This is a genomic window from Christensenella sp. KGMB01412 (assembly GCF_055522415.1).
Genome location: NZ_JBVFVW010000002.1, coordinates 260,779 through 278,327, shown reverse-complemented (window position 1 = coordinate 278,327; position 17,549 = coordinate 260,779). Strand labels below are relative to the sequence as shown.

Below are 17,549 nucleotides of genomic sequence, written 5' to 3'. Positions count from 1 at the left end.
CTTTAAATATGGTCTACTTCGATTGCCCAGTGGTATTCTTCCGTCGCCCCGGGACCGATCCATTTTACATACCGTCCGTTGTTAATTGAATCCGGCAGCCCGCACCACGGCTCCAGGCACACACAATTTTCCAACACGGAGCAAATCACAAGCACGCTGTGGTTATCATCAAGCAGTACGCGCACCTTATAACCGTCCGCCTCGTTGCGCAACGTGAATTCCGGTTGCTCCGGCTGGTGGAAAACGTCGTCCCAGCTTTTGGAAAGGTCGATGTCCGAGATTGCCTTTTCGTCCACACAGTTGGTATAATCGTAATGCTTTTGCATGGAATGGCAAAAGCTCAGCTTCTTTTTATCCGTCGCCAGGAAATATGGGTGCCACCCAAGGTAATGCGGCATCCTTTCCCGCGAATGGTTTGTGATATCCGCCGTAATAAAAAGTTTTTTTCCTTCCAGGCGATACTGTACCTCCAGCCTGAAATCAAACGGATAGACTGTTTCCCTTGTAGAGAAGCCCGCATCCGTCCATACGGTTGCCTCGTTTTCAGAAACACTTTTTACGGCATATGCCGCATTTTTTACAAAACCATGCAGCGGCATATGGTATTTTTTCCCGTCCAGCGTATAGCAATCGTTCTTTGTTTTGCTCGGACATGGAAACAGGATCGGTATCCCACCCGCACTGATCGGCGCGGTCATGAGCGCGCCTTCATCCAACCTTAAAATATCCTTGCCGTCAAGCTGTAGCCTTGTAATCATCCCGCCGTATTCAGGCTCTATTTGTGCCGTCAGGTTTTCCTTGCTTTTTATCGTAAGTGTTCCCATTTTCTTCTCTCTCCTGTTTTGTTATTATTTCGATTTCGATCTCGTTTACTGTGCTTTCCCCCGTCCTGAGGAATGGGAGGTTTCCCTTCTCCCTCAGCTTTTTACGGCTTTCACACGGTGCGTTCCCTGGTTCCAGCGCAAGTACGTAATCGCGTACGCCTTCCATTTTCCATTGCGTGAGGAAGGGTAATTTATCCACCGGAAAGCGAATCGACACGCCGCAGCCGAGCTTTTCATTGTAAATTCCTGCGCAGCCCTTTGAAATCCTCTCAAAGGTATGCGTATAATTTTTTTCGCGGTTATGGGCATCCGGCTCCGAAAAGACCTGCAGGTTAGCAATATCAGCAGCCGAATATTCGTCGCAGCCGCTTACGTCCGTACTGTTCACAAACGACTGTGCGCACGTATCGAGCAGGGGATACCCAAAATTGATATGGTAAAGCAGCGTATATGGCGTCGGGGAACCGCCGCAATTTTTGATTTCGTCCCTGATACGGACGACGTTTTCCATAACCGCAGAACGGATCGTCCGCTTTATACTGAGCTTTTCACCAAACATTACCGATTGTTCTATACGGCCGGAGATACGGATTTCACCCTTTTCCAAATCCGTATCGTCGCACACGTACACGGCCGGTGTTACATTGTGCCTTCCGTGCAGCCCCAAGACCGTTCCGCCGTCCTCGCAGGGTGGTCCAAAGCTTGCAGGCCCGCAGGTCGTGAGCAAACCACCAAAAAATGTACGCAGCCATTCCTCCCGTTCGCAGCTGTAAAATGCCGGATGTATCTCCCCCTGAAGGGACAGGTACGTAAGGTTCACGCCGCGGAAGGAGGCCAGGGAAATATCGAGCCCCCTGTCCGGCAGCACCGTATATTCAAGGCCTCCGCCCGTCTTTACGTCGATCGCACGAACGCCGTCTCCTGCGCCCCCTGCAAGTGTATAATGACGCGTTCCTGCAATTTGCAACGTATGACCGATCTTACTGAATTCCATCCGTTCCATTTACAGCGCCACGCATTTGATTCCCATTACATCCGCAAAGGCTACCAGCTGTTCATACAGTTCCTCTCCATAGCCGAGGCAGGCGTATTCGTTGTCCCAATGCTGCAGCAGCGCTTCGATGTCCCCGTCCACTGTCACAAAAGCATGCGGCCAGAACGGAATACCGCTTTCCTCGCGGCGGCGCTGCAAGTTGTCCTCCCCGGGTACCGTTACATGGCAGCGTACTACTACGAGTACAAATTCCCCGTCCACACGGCAAATGCGGGCGAGCACGCCCTTCCCCGCCTTGCACACAAGCTCTACGGAAAGTCCTCCCGCTTCTCCCTCGGTAGGTATACCATGCTTGGCAAAGCCTGCTCCGTGCGCGTCCGCCAGCGAGGGCGGAACCGCTCCGTCACCGATAATTTTGATCTCGCCCGTTTCTTTGTCGATATTCTGGAAATCACCATAATAGGTGCGCTCTTTGCTCAGGTAGGTAATCATAATACTGGTGAGTGCCGTATTGAAATCTGAAAGCGTAGAGGTCGGGATTCCGTCGTCAAGCATCATGCTCTGTGCAAAACAGCTTGCCACGTAGTCGTCCGCAAGCCCAGGGAAGGACTGGAGCGTATAATAATCGAATCCGTTCCTTTCTATGACCTTTTTAAGCGCAATATACAGCCGGATAGACCGTTCTGCCATATCGCCCCGCTCCGGCTCGCTGCGGAACTTTTGCTTCATTTTTCCGTAAATCTCCGCGATTTCATTAGCCGTTACCGCTTTTGCAGTTTCGATCAGCTCAGTTGTATCCCGTGAATCGATATCGATGCCAAAGGTTTTCATCCATTGTGACGGATCTGCGACGCCACAGGTTTGCCCCATGCCCCTTCCGCCAAACGCGCCCAAAGTTGTCATATTAATCCTGTTTTTGAGCGCGGACGCCTTGCAGTAGCTGACTACCTTTTCCAAATCCTTTTCGTCTTCAGCTTTTCCATAAACAAAGCGGTGTTTGATCCCCAGTTCCCGCAGTCCTGCTTTCAATACCAACCCGCCAACGCTGCGCCAACCCTGCGAGCCCGGATAAGTCCAGATCACAATTCCCTTGCCCGTTTTGGCAAATTCGCGGATTGCGGGCACCATATGTGAGGCCCATACCCAAGTCCCTGAAAACAAGACCAGGCAATCCACGCTGTCGTCCTTTGCTAACGGCAGAATTGCCTCCGCCGCTTCTTTTTTGGTGGCAACCACCAAATCGTTTTCCACCAGCTCAATGTCGTTGTCCCGCAGCGCCTGTTTACAGCGCCCGATCACATCCTCATCGATAAATAAATTTCCCATGGGATCGCAAAGGCCGTCCTTATGCACCCCATATACCACAAAACCTGCTTTTGTTTTCATTACTTCCTCCCTTGTTTCCTGTCCATGAAATCGTTGTATACTTCCCCGTCGATCAACGTATACCTGATATTTATTTCTTCATCAAACACATTAATATCCGCCGCTTTTCCCTCAGTAATAGAACCTATCCTGTCAAATACACCAAGTAGCCTTGCAGGGGTTGCCGTCATCATTTTGACGGCGTCGTGAATTGGCGCTCCCACAAGCCGGTACATGGTACGTACCGCCCGATCACTCGTACATACGCTTCCCGCAAACGAACTCCTGTCCATAAGCGCCGCTACGCCGTCTTCAACGACCACCGGAAGCGCCCCCAGTTTATATTCCCCGGGCGGCATATCCGCCGCGCACATTGCGTCCGTGCAGATGTTCATATGATCCGCGCCCTTGATCTGGTAGAGCAGGCGCAAAAGCTCCTTTGGCAGATGCTTTCCGTCGGCAATCGCCTCCACCACAACGCTGCCTGAAAGCAGCGCCGCCTCGCACGCGCCGATCTGGCAATAATAGTAAGGACTGTTGATCCACGAATTTCCGTTGTAGATGTGCGTGATATGCATAAATCCATTTTCCACGCCCTTCTCGAATTCATCGTAGGTTGCGTCTGAATGTGCGCAGGACATCACAATCCCGCGCTTCGTCATTTCCCTTGCAAACTCGTAAGCGTTTTCCAATTCGGGCGCGCAGGATATCATTTTGATATTGGAAACGCTGTTGACGATCGATTCATAATTTCTCCTGACCGGAGGAATGATATAGGCCGGATCCTGCGCGCCCTTCTGCTTCATGGAAAAAAAGTTCCCTTCCAAATGAGCCCCAAGAATTTTCGGACCGGATGTTCTCTCATTCTGCACCTGTTCAATCATGCGGAGCGCCGTTATGATATTTTCCTGCGTGCTTGAAAGCGTAGAGGGTAATAACGCCGTAGTGCCGTGCTTTGCATGGGCATTGATCACGGTTTTTACCGCTTCCTCCGTACCGTCCATCACATCCGCGCCTCCCCCGCCGTGCAGGTGGATATCGATAAATCCCGGGGACAGGAACATCCCTGCGCAGTCGATCACTTCCGACGCGCTATGATCGTAATCCTCCCCACGAAACACCTTTACAATCACCTTGTCCTCGATCTCTACGCCGCCGCCATAGAGTACGCTGTCAAACAGCACTACCTTTGCGTTCCACAATACTTTTTTCATGGCTTCCTCCATTACTTAATTATCTTTACTAATAAATCAAACCAAGCGCACTATCCCTGCATAATTCAGGCAAATTCGTACTTTTATTTTATTTTGTCATTGGTTTGCCGTTACTTTTTCTGTGGTTCCGAGTCTCTTTTTGCACTGATTTTGTCTTTTTTTGTATGATCTGTTTCTTTTTTGACGCTTGAAAAACCAGACATTATCTTTCCCTGAAAATGGGCATAAAAAAACGCCCTGATGGGCGTATCACCTGAATTTTTCTATTGAATTCCGATTGAATGATAATGTCTACCTTTTCATTCGCAGTATCGGTTACATTTGATTAGTAATCTTTAATTAGTATTTTACACGGAAAATGCCGCTTGTCAATAGAAAATATTTTATTTTTTCAAATTATTTGTTATGGACATGGTTGATGCCCGTCACAATGGCGCCCATCATGGTTTCGTGATTGTCCATTTGGGAAAAAATGAGCTTTGGTGCAAAAGGCACGTGGTTGCTGAGCATTTCCTCCCACCTCCTGCGGAACAGGCCGCCCAGGTTTGCGCCGATCCCGCCTGACATGATGATTGCCTCCGGGTTCATCACTGCGCAAATATTCACGAGCGCCATGCCAAGGTGCAGCGCGATCTCATCCAGTACCAGCTTGGCGTACATCTCGCCTTCCTCGTACTTTTTGATCAGCATTACGAGCTCTTCCTTAAAATCCCCGTTTTGCAGGCATTTATTGATCTTTTGGCTGGAAAGCGTATCCTCGAGCGCGCCTATCTCATCAAAGCCACTGCGCATATTCAGCGGATCTGTTAGCATAAATCCAATTTCCCCGGCTGCGCCATTCGCTCCCTTATAAAGCTTGCCGTCAATAATAAATGCCGTGCCAAGGCCTATACCATAGCTGACATAAGCAATATTGCCATAGCTTGCACCCGCACCCTTCCATTGCTCTCCAAGCGCGCCAAGATTTACGCAATTTTCAAGCAGCAGGTCCGCCTGCGGATAGCAGCGCATCAGGCTGTCCCTCAGCTCCTGTTCCGAAAAGCTGTCCACAAACGGTGCAAGATAGCTTTCCCCTTGATTGATAATACCGGGAATACCTGCACAGATGCACAGCATTTGCTCCGGCTTCTTCCCACTTTTCTGAACAGCTTCACGTACCAGCCTGCAAATATTTTCCACCATCCCATGCGGACGGGATTTATCGTGCGCGCTTGCGATCACTTCCCCAAGGAGGTTTGCAACCATAACGCGCAACCGGAAACGTCCAACGTCCACGCCGACGATATAACCCCTGTCCGCGTTAAAGGAAAGCATCGTCGATTTCCTGCCAAGGGAATTATTTCCCTCGCCGATTTCCCTGATATATCCGGCGTCCAACAAAGCCTTTACATTGGAAGATACCGCGGGAAAACTCATCCCAAGCTTTCTTGAAAGATCGGCGCGCGACATATTCCCTTCCCCGCGCAGATGGTTTAAAATCAGCCTTTTATTCAATTCCCCGATGGTTTCCGGTGTTCCGATCCTGTTCATGCCTTATCACAGCTCTTTTCTTAATAATACTTAATAATATTTATTATATAATGTCGCTTCCTTTCCTGTCAATCACAAAAGAACGGCAGTAACCAGCTGTTTTGCAGCCGGTTACTGCCGCATCAGTTTATAGCGATCACTATGGAAGCATGATCAACTTTGACCGCCGTTCAGTTCTTCATAGAGCTTAAACGCTTCGTCCACGCTGCGCATTCCTTGTGTGGAACCTTCCTGCGACAGAGAACAGGCCGCCGAAGCAATCCCCATCACAATCGCTTCTTCAAGTTGTTTTTCCTGATAGGCACCGATCAGCACGCCCGAGCAAAACGCATCCCCCGCGCCGACTGTCCCCTTGATATATCCATCCGGCAGGCTAAGGCTCCTCTTTTCCACATAGTTCCCCTTTTCATCCATTCCGTATCCCCCTTCAGGCGCATGGATCACCGCCCATGTGGAAACTCCCATACGGAAAAGCTCTTCTAACGCTCTTTTGATGTTTTCCTTTTGCAGGATTCCATCGTCGCCGCGCAGCAAAACTCCCGTTGCCTGCTGCGCCTCAAGCTCGTTGATCACGCAATAGTCCGTATATTTAAGCGAGGGCGGAACCAGCTTTTCAAAACGGTTTCCCATCTCGCTGACAACATCGATGGATGTTTTGATTCCATGCTGCTTTGCCTCGCGCAGCAAGCGCGCCATTTTGGTCCCATATTGAGCGTCTTCCTGATCGAGCGCGTCAAGCAGCAGGATGTATCCGATGTGCAATATTTTTGCATCGATCTGTTCCCAGTCAAAGTCCGCTTCACAAAGCTGGGCGTTTGCGCCGCGGTATTGGAAGAACGTCCTGTGCTTTGTCGTATTTTCACACATCACGATTGTAAACGAAGTCCTTCCCTCGCGTTTCAGGCCTGAGAGCGAGATATTTTCATATTGCTCAAGTTGTTGCTCGATGAAGTCCCCGTCCGCGTCGTCGCCAATGATTCCTACGACGCTTAGCTCAAGCGACGGATCAAGGCTTGCAAGATCCATCGCCACATTGCAAAGCGCTCCGCCCGTGGCCCTTGTAATCCCCTCCGTAATGGTTGTCAGCTCACTTTTCCCAGGGTAGCATTCAATCGGATAAAGAATATCCAAAATCGCATTTCCCGCAACACAAATTCCATTTCTCATCTTTGTTTCTCTCCTTATTCTGTTCAATCGATTCCGGTCTTGCTATAAATATAGCTTCACCTGCTGATATAGCTGTTTTTCCTGCAAATATTCAAAAAACCGCTCAAATGATTTTTCATCTCCCATGATGATATATTGATCGTTTGTCATATCAATATCGTTTTGCGGTCCGATCTCTCCCTGATACCGCTCACGAAACTGCGTGGGCGTACATTTATACTCTTCAGAAAACGCCTTGCACAGGTACCTGTAATCCGAAAAACCGCTTTCCATACAAATGTCGATCTTCTTCTTATCCGTTTTTAAAAGCAGCTCGACAGCCTTATCAAGCCGCAGGCGGTTGACATATTGCTGGAAGGAAAGCCCCAGGTATTTTTTGATAAAGTGGGACAAATAATACATGTCCAGCCCTTCCTGTTCGGCAAGGTCCGCGAGCGAAAGCTTATAAATAAAGTTTTCCTGGATGGTTGTAATAATCCGGTTGATGCGTTTGAGGTTCCTGTCGTTGGAAAGCCTTTTCTCCTCGCTGATTTTTTCAAATTTTGTGTTTGTAAGCAGCGTATGGAACAGCAGGTTTAACAGCCCCACCACCTCCAGCCGAAATCCCTCTTTTTTGTGGTGAAGGCTCGTCATGATCCGCACCAGGAACCCATACAACGTGGTATACAGGTTTGACATTTCATCCGCCGCGATATTTCGATCCAAAAACTTATAGGAAAGCATCTCCGGATAATATACCTTACAAAAGCTCCTTGGTATTTGCATCACCATAACCTCGTTGACCGCTTTTGTTTTCTGGACGCAATGCAGCTCGTTTGCATTGATGATAAAAATATCGTCCGTTTGCAGGGTAAAGCTTTTTTCCTCTGTATGTACGATCACAGGGCCGTCCAAAACCAGCAGAAACTCCATTTCCTTATGCCAGTGAAATCTGGATTTGTTCATGCTGATCAGGCGGGATACGTGCACCTTAACGTCAAGGCCGCTCGTGAGCTGTACCAATTCGTATTTTTTATCTTTTACTATATTGGCCATCTTATCCCCTCGTCAAATAAAATCCAGGCATAAAACCATCCGCACGCAATTTGCATTCCGGTACGGACGCTATGCAAAAAAAGTGTGTTCCCATCTATCCTATTCAGTTGTTTACAGAATTACGGTTAAACGCTTCGATATCAGCGGGAAGTGGACGCCCCTGCCGTAACGAAAAACCAAAAATTAATACGTTTTATAATATTATTTTACCATAGATATATTTCCCGTTGGATTAAATTAGGTCATCCGCTTTTTTTGGCAGAAATCCCATATTCCCGAATCAACTCTATGATGCTGTCAATTTGCACGTCCTCCGGTGTGATTGCCTGAAGCTCGTAATCACGGTATAGCTTGTGGTATTTTCCTTCCCCGTATTTGTGATATGGCAGGATATGCACTTTCCTTACGCCTGCCTCCTGCAAAAACTCTGCCGAGCGTTTCATGTTTTGTTCGTCCGCATTGACCATTCCAATGAGCGGTATGCGTGTGATCAGCGCATCGCTCCTATTTGCCGCGACCTTTTTCAGGTTTTCGAGGATCAGGCGGTTGGATACTCCCGTGTATTTTTTGTGCAGCCCGTCGTCCATATGCTTCAAATCATAAAGGATATGATCCACCTCGCCAAAAATTTCCTCCGCTGCTTCCCATTTTGCATATCCCGTCGTTTCAATCGCCGTATCAATTCCGCTTTTTTTTGCCGCGCGGATAAGCTCCAAAGCAAACTCACCCTGCATCAGCGGTTCCCCGCCTGAAAGCGTCATTCCCCCTCCTGACTTACGGTAAAAGCTCCTGTCTTTCTCCACCTCGCGCATGACCTGCTCTACGCTTACCTTTTCGCCGATCATCTCGAGGGCCTCCGTGGGGCATACGTTTACACATTTCCCGCACGCGATATCGCATATCGTAAAAGGCTCGCGTCCCCGTTCCCCGGTTGGACACGAGGAAAAGCATTTGCCGCATCCGATGCACAAATCCGGTTTGAATACCACTTGCTTTCGCAGCGGCTGTGATTCCGGATTTGAGCACCATGCGCACTTCAGAGGGCAGCCTTTCAGAAAAATGATCGTCCTGATGCCAGGGCCATCATGGAGGCTGTAGCGTTGTATGTTAAAAATAGTTCCCTGCTTCATAGCATTACTTCCCATCGCTTACCATTCGCCGCACACCCTTCCCGGGGCCGTTCCCCGGGAAGAATGCAGGGCATAAGCACTATTCCCGTTAGCTGATTTTATGTTCGGTCCTTCCGATGATGCCATCCTGTACTTCATGCGACAGTTCGTTGAAAAATGCGCTGTAGCCCGCGACTCGCACCACCAGTCCCTTGTATTTCTCCGGATTTTTCTGCGCCTCGCGCAGCATATCCCCTGAGACGATATTAAACTGGATGTGGCCGCCGCCCATCTCGATATATGTCCTGATCAGGCCGATCATTTTTTCCATTCCGTCAGGCGTTTCAAGCGGGCCTTTATCCAGCCGCATATTAAAGATCACGCCATTGGGCGCACGCAGGTGGTCAAGCACGCATACGGAATTCAGCACGGCAGTCGGCCCATGAAGATCCGTCCCATTCGCCGGCGAAATCCCATCCGCAAGCGGATCCTTCGCGTGCCTTCCGTCCGCAGTCGCGCCCGTTTCCAGCCCAAAGGCTACAAATGAGGAAACCGGCACCAGCGATCCGATAAACTTCCCGCCATAATAGGTTTTATGGTCTTCCAGCTTGTCAAAAAAGCTGTCCGTGGCAAACTTTGCAAGCTCGTCCACCTCTGGAATATCGTTTCCATAATGCGGTACCTTGTTGATCAAATATTGACGCAGGTCTTCCCTTCCTTCAAAATCGGTTTCCAGGGCCTGTGCCATTTCCTGCATCGTGCAGACCTTGTCCTCAAACACAGCTTTTTTTACTCCCATCAGGGAATTTCCTACGTTTGCAATGCCAATTCCATAGGGCGCCGACCAGTTGTAGCGCATACCGCCCCATGTGACGTCCCTCCCATTTTCGATGCAATCGCCAACCAGTATGGAGGTGAGCGGTACTGGCATCTTGTCCTTGCTCACAGAATCCAGGTAATTATTCCACTTGATATTGTTGTTCACACAATATTCCATCTGCCTGTCAAAGGCCTCCAGGAATTCTTCAAATGTCCGAAAGCTTTCCGGCCCGCCCGTTTTAACGGATACCTGCTTTTTGCAGATATTGCACATACCGTTCGATATGGTAAGCTCAAAAACCTTCGCGAGGTTAAAGTATCCTCCGTTCAGCCTTCCGAATGTATTGAGCGGCGAACATTCGATGCAGCCCACGGGCGCGTAGTCCCTCGCTTCGTGCAGCTCCACACCCACATTCATCAGCGCCGGAATATATACCTCGTCGTTTGCAAGCTGTGGCATACCGTTTCCAAGCTTCATTGCTTCTGCGGTTTTCAACAGAAGCGTATGCGGGGACTGGTTGTGCACACGGACGGAAAAATTTGGCTGGTTTAACAGCATATGGCTGTGCGCTTCAAGGCAGCGGAAGCTCAGGTCGTTTGTCGCGTCCTTACCGTCCCTTCCGAGTCCTCCCACCACAAGATTTTGCCCCATTGGAAAGCCTGCGTGAGACGCCGCGTCCGCCGCGCGGTAAATTTTGAGCGGTTCTGAAAATTTAATCCAGAACGCTTCCAAAAGCTCCTGCGCGCGCACCTTATCCATCATGCCTTCCGTAATATCCTTCTCATACAGCGGATACATAAACTGGTCAAACCGTCCCGGCGTAATCGAAACGGCATTGTCATAAATCTGGACGACAAGCTGCAAAAACCAGACCGCCTGAAGCCCTTCGTAAAAGGACTCGGCAGGATACTCCGGCACCCGCGCACAAATACGCGATATCTCCATCAATTCTTTTTTGCGCTGCGCATCCTTTTCCTGTTTTGCCATTTCCATTGCAAGGCGGCTGTAGCGCTGTGCGTATGCAATAACCGAATCGCACATACTGATGCACGCATGGTAAAAGTGCAGCTTATCGATTGCATCCGGTTCCGTGCCGTTTATTTTTTCGATTTCCGAATTGACGCGCTCTTTCACACCATTAAGGCCCTGCTCGATCACGACCTTGTAATCGTGCAGCACATGGCCGAGACCGCCTTCTTCATGGACGCCCGTGCTGTAAAGCACCGCATCCTTCCTCAGCAGCTTCACATCCTCCGGCATTTCAGAAATAACCCTGTCTGAAAAGGTTTTTCCCTTCCAGAAAGGATAAATTTCTTCCATAAATTCCCGGCGGACTTCCGGCGGCACAATAAATTTATCCTGTCCCCGCGTTTCGAAAATATCGATCTCTTCCCTGATCCACTCTACGGCATATTCCGGAAACACCGGTGCGCTACGCTGTTTTTCCGCCTGATGACCAACGATCAGCTCATGCCCCAGAATATAGATCGTCATTTCCTTCATTAGCTTTTCAAACGCTTTCGCGCGTACGGAAAAAATGTTTTCTCCTTCATATTCCTTATATACCTGCGTTACGAGCCTTGCGCGTTCGATGCACAGGTAGTTTTTCGCGCTGATCACCTGATGCCTCAGCTTTTGCCCCCGTTCGTATGCCGGTGTGCCGGGCACGAGTACGTGGTCCGGCGTGATATCCATTTGTTTGCGAGCGCTTAACGATACAAGCTTTGTCATGTCATTCCAGCTCCTTTCCTTCATGATGACCGATTCTTTTTAAGCGGACCGAAGTCCGTAATTCTGTTATGTAAATCATCTTTTGCTTTTCTGTCTTCATCCTACAAAAAAGCGGCCTTTTTTTCCTTCATTATCTTGCGAAAAAAACGCGGTAATCTTGCGCTATTATTTTTTATCTTTTTATTCCCCGCTTTAAAAAACGCAGATGGCTAAGCCTCGCGAATTTCCGTCTTTGACTTTTTTGTGGTATTTGCTTCTTTTTTACCCAAATAAAAACTCCGGCTTTTGCCGGAGTTTTTATACTTTAGATATTGATTTTGTTTACCCGTTTTTTATTATACTTTACTTGTAATCCGCGATATATTCCGTGGATTTTTTCACAGTGTCTTCATAATCGGCCATGGTAGCTTTGGTAACCAGCATAACGTCCGTGGCGATGTTGGCTTCCATGTCCGTCTTTCCCTGCAGGTAATCATATGCCGCCTGGACAGCCGTCGTGCCGATCAGTACCGGCTGCTGCACAACCGTGCCGATCACAAACGCATCGTCCTTTTTGATTGCCGCGATAATATCCTCGTCCTCGTCAACGCCCATAATCTTGAGGTCGCCGCCACGATTTGCCGTTTCCACAGCCGCCATAACGCCGAGCGTACTCGAGCTGTTGAGCGGACAGATCAGGTCGATCTCGCCTGCGGGGTAAGTAGTAAGCGAGTCTTCCAGCAACGTCATCGTATCCTCAGAGGTGATGGAAATCGGCGATTTTTCAATAATTTCCACGTCAGGATACTGGCTCATAATTTCAGTCCATCCTGTCTTCCTGTCCCTCATGGACGTAATCTGGTCGTATGTTACGACAATAACCTTGCCTTTTACATCGCCATTCTTCTCTTTCAGGAAGTTTACCGCTTCTTCTGCGTTTTTCTTACCGATTTCAACGTTGCTTGAAGCGATATGCGACACAACCTCGCCGCCTTCCGCCGCAACGTCTACCGTGAATACGGGAATCTTTGCGTCGTTTGCGTCAAGCACTGCAGGAGCAATGGAAGCCGAATCAACCGGGTTCAGTATAATCGCATCCACCTTCAGCGCATTTACCATGTCCTGAACGTCGTTAAGCTGTTTTGCAGCGTCCTGCTGTGAATCAAAGTCTACAAGCTCTACGCCAAGCTCCGCGGCCTTTGCCTTCATTGCAGCCAGCATGTCCTGGAAAAACTGCATGTTGTAGTCCATCAGGCTCACGCCAATCTTATAGCTGCCGCCTGCCGCCGTTGTTTCCCCTGCATCTGGCGATGCGTCTACAGAAGCTTCCGTGGCGGCTTCCCCAGGCTGTGATGCGGAAGCGGCGCCCTGCTGGTTTTCCGCACAACCGGAAAATACCAGAGCTGCGGCAAGCATCACACACACCACAATCAATACTGTTTTTTTCATTTCTTTTCCTCCTTGTTTTTTGTTTTTCGATAGTTGTTACCGAAACTTTTATAAAATTTGTTATGATTTTCTTTAAGAATTATTCTTTGCCGTCTTAGAGTAGAGCACAACCGCAACGACAAGAATGATACCCTTCAGAATCTGCTGCCAATAAGAGGACACGCCCACAATGTTAAGCCCGTTTGTAAGGAATGTCAGGAACAGCGCCCCAAGTATCGTGCCAAGGATGTATCCTCGCCCGCCGGAAAGGCTTGTCCCGCCCAGGCACACCGCGGAAATCGCGTCAAGTTCAAGGCCGTCCGCCATGGTGGGCTGGCTCGATGCGAGCCGTGCTGTGTAAATGATTCCTGTCAGCGCCGCTGTCAGCGCGCAGATCGCGTAGACCTGTATTTTGACTCTGTCTACTTTAATTCCTGAAAGCCGCGCGCATTCCTCGTTGCCGCCTGCGGCATATACCCTGCGGCCGAATTTCGTTTTTGCAAGCACGATCCACGCAATCGCAATCACCGCGATCATGATGATAACCGAAATCGGTACGATGCCCACATATCCGCGTCCTATGTTCATGTACTCGGCCGGAAGTCCTGAGATCGGAAGCCCGCCGGAATACAGGAGTGAAATTCCTTTTGCTGTGCTCATCATGGCAAGCGTGGTGATGAAAGGCTGTATTTTGAGCTTTGCGATCACGATGCCGTTTACGATGCCAAGTCCAAGGCCTATAAGCAGTGCAAGTACAATCGACAGCCCCATATCCATGCCTGCCTTGGCAATAAAGCCCGCAGAGAGCGTACCGCAGAGGTTTGCTACGGAACCTACCGAAAGGTCGATGCCGCCAAGTATCAGTACGAACGTCATTCCGATTGCCACAACCATCTGCGCCGCGGCCTGCCTCAGTACGCTGATAAAGTTGTCGCCTGTCATAAAGGACGCGGGCGACGCGATGCAAAGGATGATGATCAGCCCGATAAATACGACCAGTATGCCGAATTGCGGGAAAGAAGTTATCCTTTTCCCAATGCTTTGCTTTCCGAGCATCTCGCCCGAATTCATTGTTTTATTCATAAATTTCTCCTCCAATCGTTTTTGCTGCGTCACGCGCCGTGCGCATAGGACATAATAAGCGGCTGTGTCGCCTCTTCTCTGGAAACAACTCCTGTAATCCTGCCTTCGTGCATGACGATAATCCGGTCGCTCATGCCCATCACCTCAGGGAGCTCTGAGGATATCAGGATGATTCCAACGCCTTTTTTGGCAAATTCCACAACGATTTTGTGGATTTCCGCCTTTGCTCCAACGTCTACGCCCCTGGTCGGCTCGTCAAGGATCAGGATATCAAGGTCGTGCGACACCCACTTGGCGAGTACGATCTTCTGCTGGTTACCGCCCGAAAGGCTGCTTGCCGGGTGGTTTGGGGAACCGATCTTGATGCCCAGTTTTTCCACCATCGCCGCTCCCAGTTCATTTTCTTCCTTTTTATTGACAAAGCCCATTTTGGAGATGCTGTCCCATTGCGTGACGGCAATGTTGTCCTTGATGGATCCCGCGAGGTTCAGGCCGTACTGCTTCCTGTCCTCCGGCACATATCCCATATGCAGGTCCAGCGCGTCGCTGGGTGATTTGATTGCGATGCTTTTTCCGTTGAGTATGATCTCCCCGCTGTCCGGACGCTCCTTGCCAAACAATACGTTTGCCATTTCCGTCCGTCCCGCGCCAACGAGCCCTGAGAATCCAAGTATTTCCCCCTTGCGCAATTTGAAATTGAGGTTTTCGAATTGCCCTTTTTTGCAAAGGCCCTTCACCTCCATCACAACGTCGCCGAGCTCCACCTCTTCCTTGGGGAACATCTCCGTAATCGTCCTGCCCACCATATGCTCGATCACCGTTTTGGTATCCAGCTCTTCGATGGGCCACTGCCCGACAAACGTTCCGTCCCGCAGCACGGTGATGTTGTCTCCAATCTCGAAAATTTCTTCCATTCTATGCGATATATAAATAATGGTAACGCCTTTTTCCACCAGCCCGCGAATGCAGGCAAAAAGCTGTTCTACCTCAGGCTCCGTAAGCGACGAGGTCGGCTCGTCCATAATCAGCACCTTGGAATCGGATAGCGTTGATTTTGCGATTTCCACCATCTGCTGCTTTGCGATCGTGAGGTCCTTGATCAGGATAGACGAATCGATTTCCACCCCGATGTTTCGCAAAAGCTCGTTGCTGACGCGCTCCTGTTGCCTCTTATTCACAAAGCCCTTATCGCCCAGTTCCCGCCCCACAAAAACATTTTCTGCAACGCTCATATAAGGAACCAGGTTCAACTCCTGGTAAATCATCGATATCCCGGCCTTGATCGCGTCCGAAGGGCCTGTTACGTTAAGCTCTTTTCCGTCAAGCTCAATCGTGCCCTCGTCCTTGGTGATCGCGCCGGCGAGAATCCGCATCAAAGTCGATTTGCCTGCGCCGTTCTCGCCCATGATCACGTTTACTTTTCCCTTTTCAAATTTCATACTGACGTCTTTTAGCGCATACGTCCCGCCGAACCGTTTGGATATATGATTCATTTTCAGCACATACTGATCTGCCATATTGTTCTAACCTCCCGTTTGTTCTGGTTCGTCAATTCTTTCGCCTTTTTCCTTACGGCTTATGTACCGCGTGACCGGATACGTCCTCCGCGGCCTCCATAATTGCCTCTGAAAGCGTGGGATGCGCGTGGATCGTCTTTGTTATCTCTTCTGCGGTGCATTCCATATTGATTGCAAGCGCGAGCTCGCCGATCATATCCGTGGCCCTTGGCCCGATGATATGCGCACCCAGTACTTCGCCATGCTTTTTGCCTGCAAGTATCTTGACAAAGCCCTCCGGTTCGTCCATTGCGAGCGCCTTTCCATTTGCGCTGAACGGGAACCTGCCAACCGTATATTCCACGCCGCCCTTTTTCAGTTCTTCCTCGGTTTTTCCCACTGAGGCGATCTCCGGGCTGGTGTAGATACAGCCCGGCACAAGGCCAAGCGCTATCTCCGAATCCATTCCGCAGATATGCTGCGCAACGTGCAGTCCCTGGGCGCTCGCCGCATGTGCGAGCAGCACCTTCCCATTTACATCGCCAATCGCGTATACCCCGCTTACATTTGTCATAAAGTTATCGTCCGTCACAATCCGCCCGCGCTCCATGCCGATCCCGGCATTTTCCAGCCCAAGCGCCTGTGTTTCCGGCGTCCTGCCTACGCACACAAGCACCTTTTCCGCAGATACGCTCCGCATCTTTTGGTCCTGCTCAAAGCTGACACTTTTCATCTTTGCGTCGCCCTCGATCTTCGTCACCTTTGCCTGCGTGTGGATATCCATCCGCTTACCCGCCAGCACGCGGAACGCGTCTGCAATCTCTCCGTCCATATTGCCAAGGATATTCGGCAGTGCTTCCAGTACCGTTACCTTTGTTCCAAATTCCGCGTATACGCTGCCAATCTCCATCCCGATGACTCCGCCGCCGATGATGACCATGCTTTTTGGCAGGCTGGTAAAGTCCAGCGCCTCTGTGCTTGTGATCACATTTTTGCCATCGATCCCATCGATTGGTATTCTTGCGCTTTCGCTCCCGCTTGCGATTACAATGGATTCAGCGCTGATTTCCTGTACATTTCCCTTGCCGTCTGTAACGCGAAGAGTCTTCTCTCCCGCAAAGTTTGCCGTGCCGGCGATCACCTCCACACCCCTGCTTTTCAGCAGGAACGCGACGCCGCCCGTAAGCTTTTTCACAACGCCATTTTTCCGTTCGTTCACAGCTCCCGTATCCACCCTGTATCCGTCTACTGTAATCCCTGCTGCCGCGCTGTTTTTGATCGTACTGAGCACCTGCGCGCTGTGCAGCAAAGCCTTTGTGGGGATGCAGCCGCGGTTCAGGCAGGTGCCGCCCACCGTATCCTTTTCAACGAGCACTGTTTTTTTGCCGAGCATCGCAAGCTTTATCGCTGCGACGTACCCGCCCGGGCCGCCGCCGATCACGATAACATCCGCTGTTTTCCCACCGGATTTACCGTTCTTCACTGCCGGCGTTTTTGCTTTTTTCTGCTTTTCCGGTTCCTGCGGCGCTTCGCCTGCCTTGCGTATTTTCGCCACAACGGTTCCTACCGGATGCGTACCGCCTTCTTCTACGATGATCTCGAGGATGCCATCTGTCGGGCTTTCTACCGAGGCGGATGCTTTATCATACTCAAGGTCGTAAATCGGCTCTCCTTTTTTGACTGTGTCGCCGTTATTCCTGAGCCACTTAACCAGCGTTCCTTCCTTCATCGTCTGGCCCATTCTTTGTATCACAACTGTTTTTGCCATTCGTAA

General features: G+C 50.0%; 13 protein-coding genes. All 13 read right to left on the bottom strand.

Going from position 1 to position 17,549, the window contains the following annotated elements; translation table 11 throughout:
- Positions 1-2: 2 nt before the first annotated feature.
- The gene (locus ACS5WU_RS04360; RefSeq protein ID WP_302762164.1) at positions 3-824 is read right to left on the bottom strand and encodes an aldose epimerase family protein; all 822 of its coding nucleotides are present in this window, start codon (positions 822-824) and stop codon (positions 3-5) included.
- On the bottom strand, positions 769-1,827 hold the full coding sequence (locus ACS5WU_RS04355) for an aldose 1-epimerase family protein (RefSeq protein ID WP_302762165.1): 1,059 nt from the start codon (positions 1,825-1,827) through the stop codon (positions 769-771). The genes ACS5WU_RS04360 and ACS5WU_RS04355 overlap by 56 nt, the downstream gene beginning before the upstream one ends.
- The gene (locus ACS5WU_RS04350) at positions 1,828-3,204 is read right to left on the bottom strand and encodes a hypothetical protein (protein ID WP_465088966.1); all 1,377 of its coding nucleotides are present in this window, start codon (positions 3,202-3,204) and stop codon (positions 1,828-1,830) included.
- Positions 3,204-4,397, bottom strand: coding sequence for an N-acetylglucosamine-6-phosphate deacetylase (gene nagA / locus ACS5WU_RS04345; protein ID WP_465088965.1), 1,194 nt, complete (start codon positions 4,395-4,397; stop codon positions 3,204-3,206). The genes ACS5WU_RS04350 and nagA overlap by 1 nt, the downstream gene beginning before the upstream one ends.
- Positions 4,398-4,793: 396 nt before the next feature.
- The gene (locus ACS5WU_RS04340) at positions 4,794-5,927 is read right to left on the bottom strand and encodes an ROK family transcriptional regulator (protein WP_302761707.1); all 1,134 of its coding nucleotides are present in this window, start codon (positions 5,925-5,927) and stop codon (positions 4,794-4,796) included.
- 153 nt (positions 5,928-6,080) lie between these two features.
- Positions 6,081-7,094, bottom strand: coding sequence for a carbohydrate kinase family protein (locus ACS5WU_RS04335; protein WP_302761705.1), 1,014 nt, complete (start codon positions 7,092-7,094; stop codon positions 6,081-6,083).
- A 42-nt stretch (positions 7,095-7,136) separates the two neighbouring features.
- Positions 7,137-8,129 carry an AraC family transcriptional regulator gene (locus ACS5WU_RS04330; protein WP_302761703.1) on the bottom strand — a complete coding sequence of 331 codons (993 nt, stop codon included), beginning with the start codon at positions 8,127-8,129 and terminating at the stop codon, positions 7,137-7,139.
- A 242-nt stretch (positions 8,130-8,371) separates the two neighbouring features.
- Complete coding sequence (locus ACS5WU_RS04325) at positions 8,372-9,259, bottom strand: glycyl-radical enzyme activating protein (protein WP_302761701.1); 888 nt, start codon at positions 9,257-9,259, stop codon at positions 8,372-8,374.
- A gap of 88 nt (positions 9,260-9,347) precedes the next feature.
- Positions 9,348-11,813 carry a glycyl radical protein gene (locus ACS5WU_RS04320; protein WP_465088964.1) on the bottom strand — a complete coding sequence of 822 codons (2,466 nt, stop codon included), beginning with the start codon at positions 11,811-11,813 and terminating at the stop codon, positions 9,348-9,350.
- A gap of 318 nt (positions 11,814-12,131) precedes the next feature.
- Positions 12,132-13,217, bottom strand: coding sequence for a sugar ABC transporter substrate-binding protein (locus ACS5WU_RS04315; RefSeq protein ID WP_302761697.1), 1,086 nt, complete (start codon positions 13,215-13,217; stop codon positions 12,132-12,134).
- A 72-nt stretch (positions 13,218-13,289) separates the two neighbouring features.
- Positions 13,290-14,279: an ABC transporter permease gene (locus ACS5WU_RS04310; protein ID WP_082674766.1), complete on the bottom strand. Its 990-nt coding sequence runs from the start codon at positions 14,277-14,279 to the stop codon at positions 13,290-13,292.
- Between the two features lie 29 nt (positions 14,280-14,308).
- Positions 14,309-15,796: a sugar ABC transporter ATP-binding protein gene (locus ACS5WU_RS04305; protein ID WP_302759952.1), complete on the bottom strand. Its 1,488-nt coding sequence runs from the start codon at positions 15,794-15,796 to the stop codon at positions 14,309-14,311.
- Positions 15,797-15,848: 52 nt separating this feature from the next.
- Positions 15,849-17,543 (bottom strand): dihydrolipoyl dehydrogenase, encoded by a 1,695-nt coding sequence (lpdA, locus tag ACS5WU_RS04300; protein WP_302759951.1) that lies wholly within the window; start codon positions 17,541-17,543, stop codon positions 15,849-15,851.
- Positions 17,544-17,549: the final 6 nt, after the last annotated feature.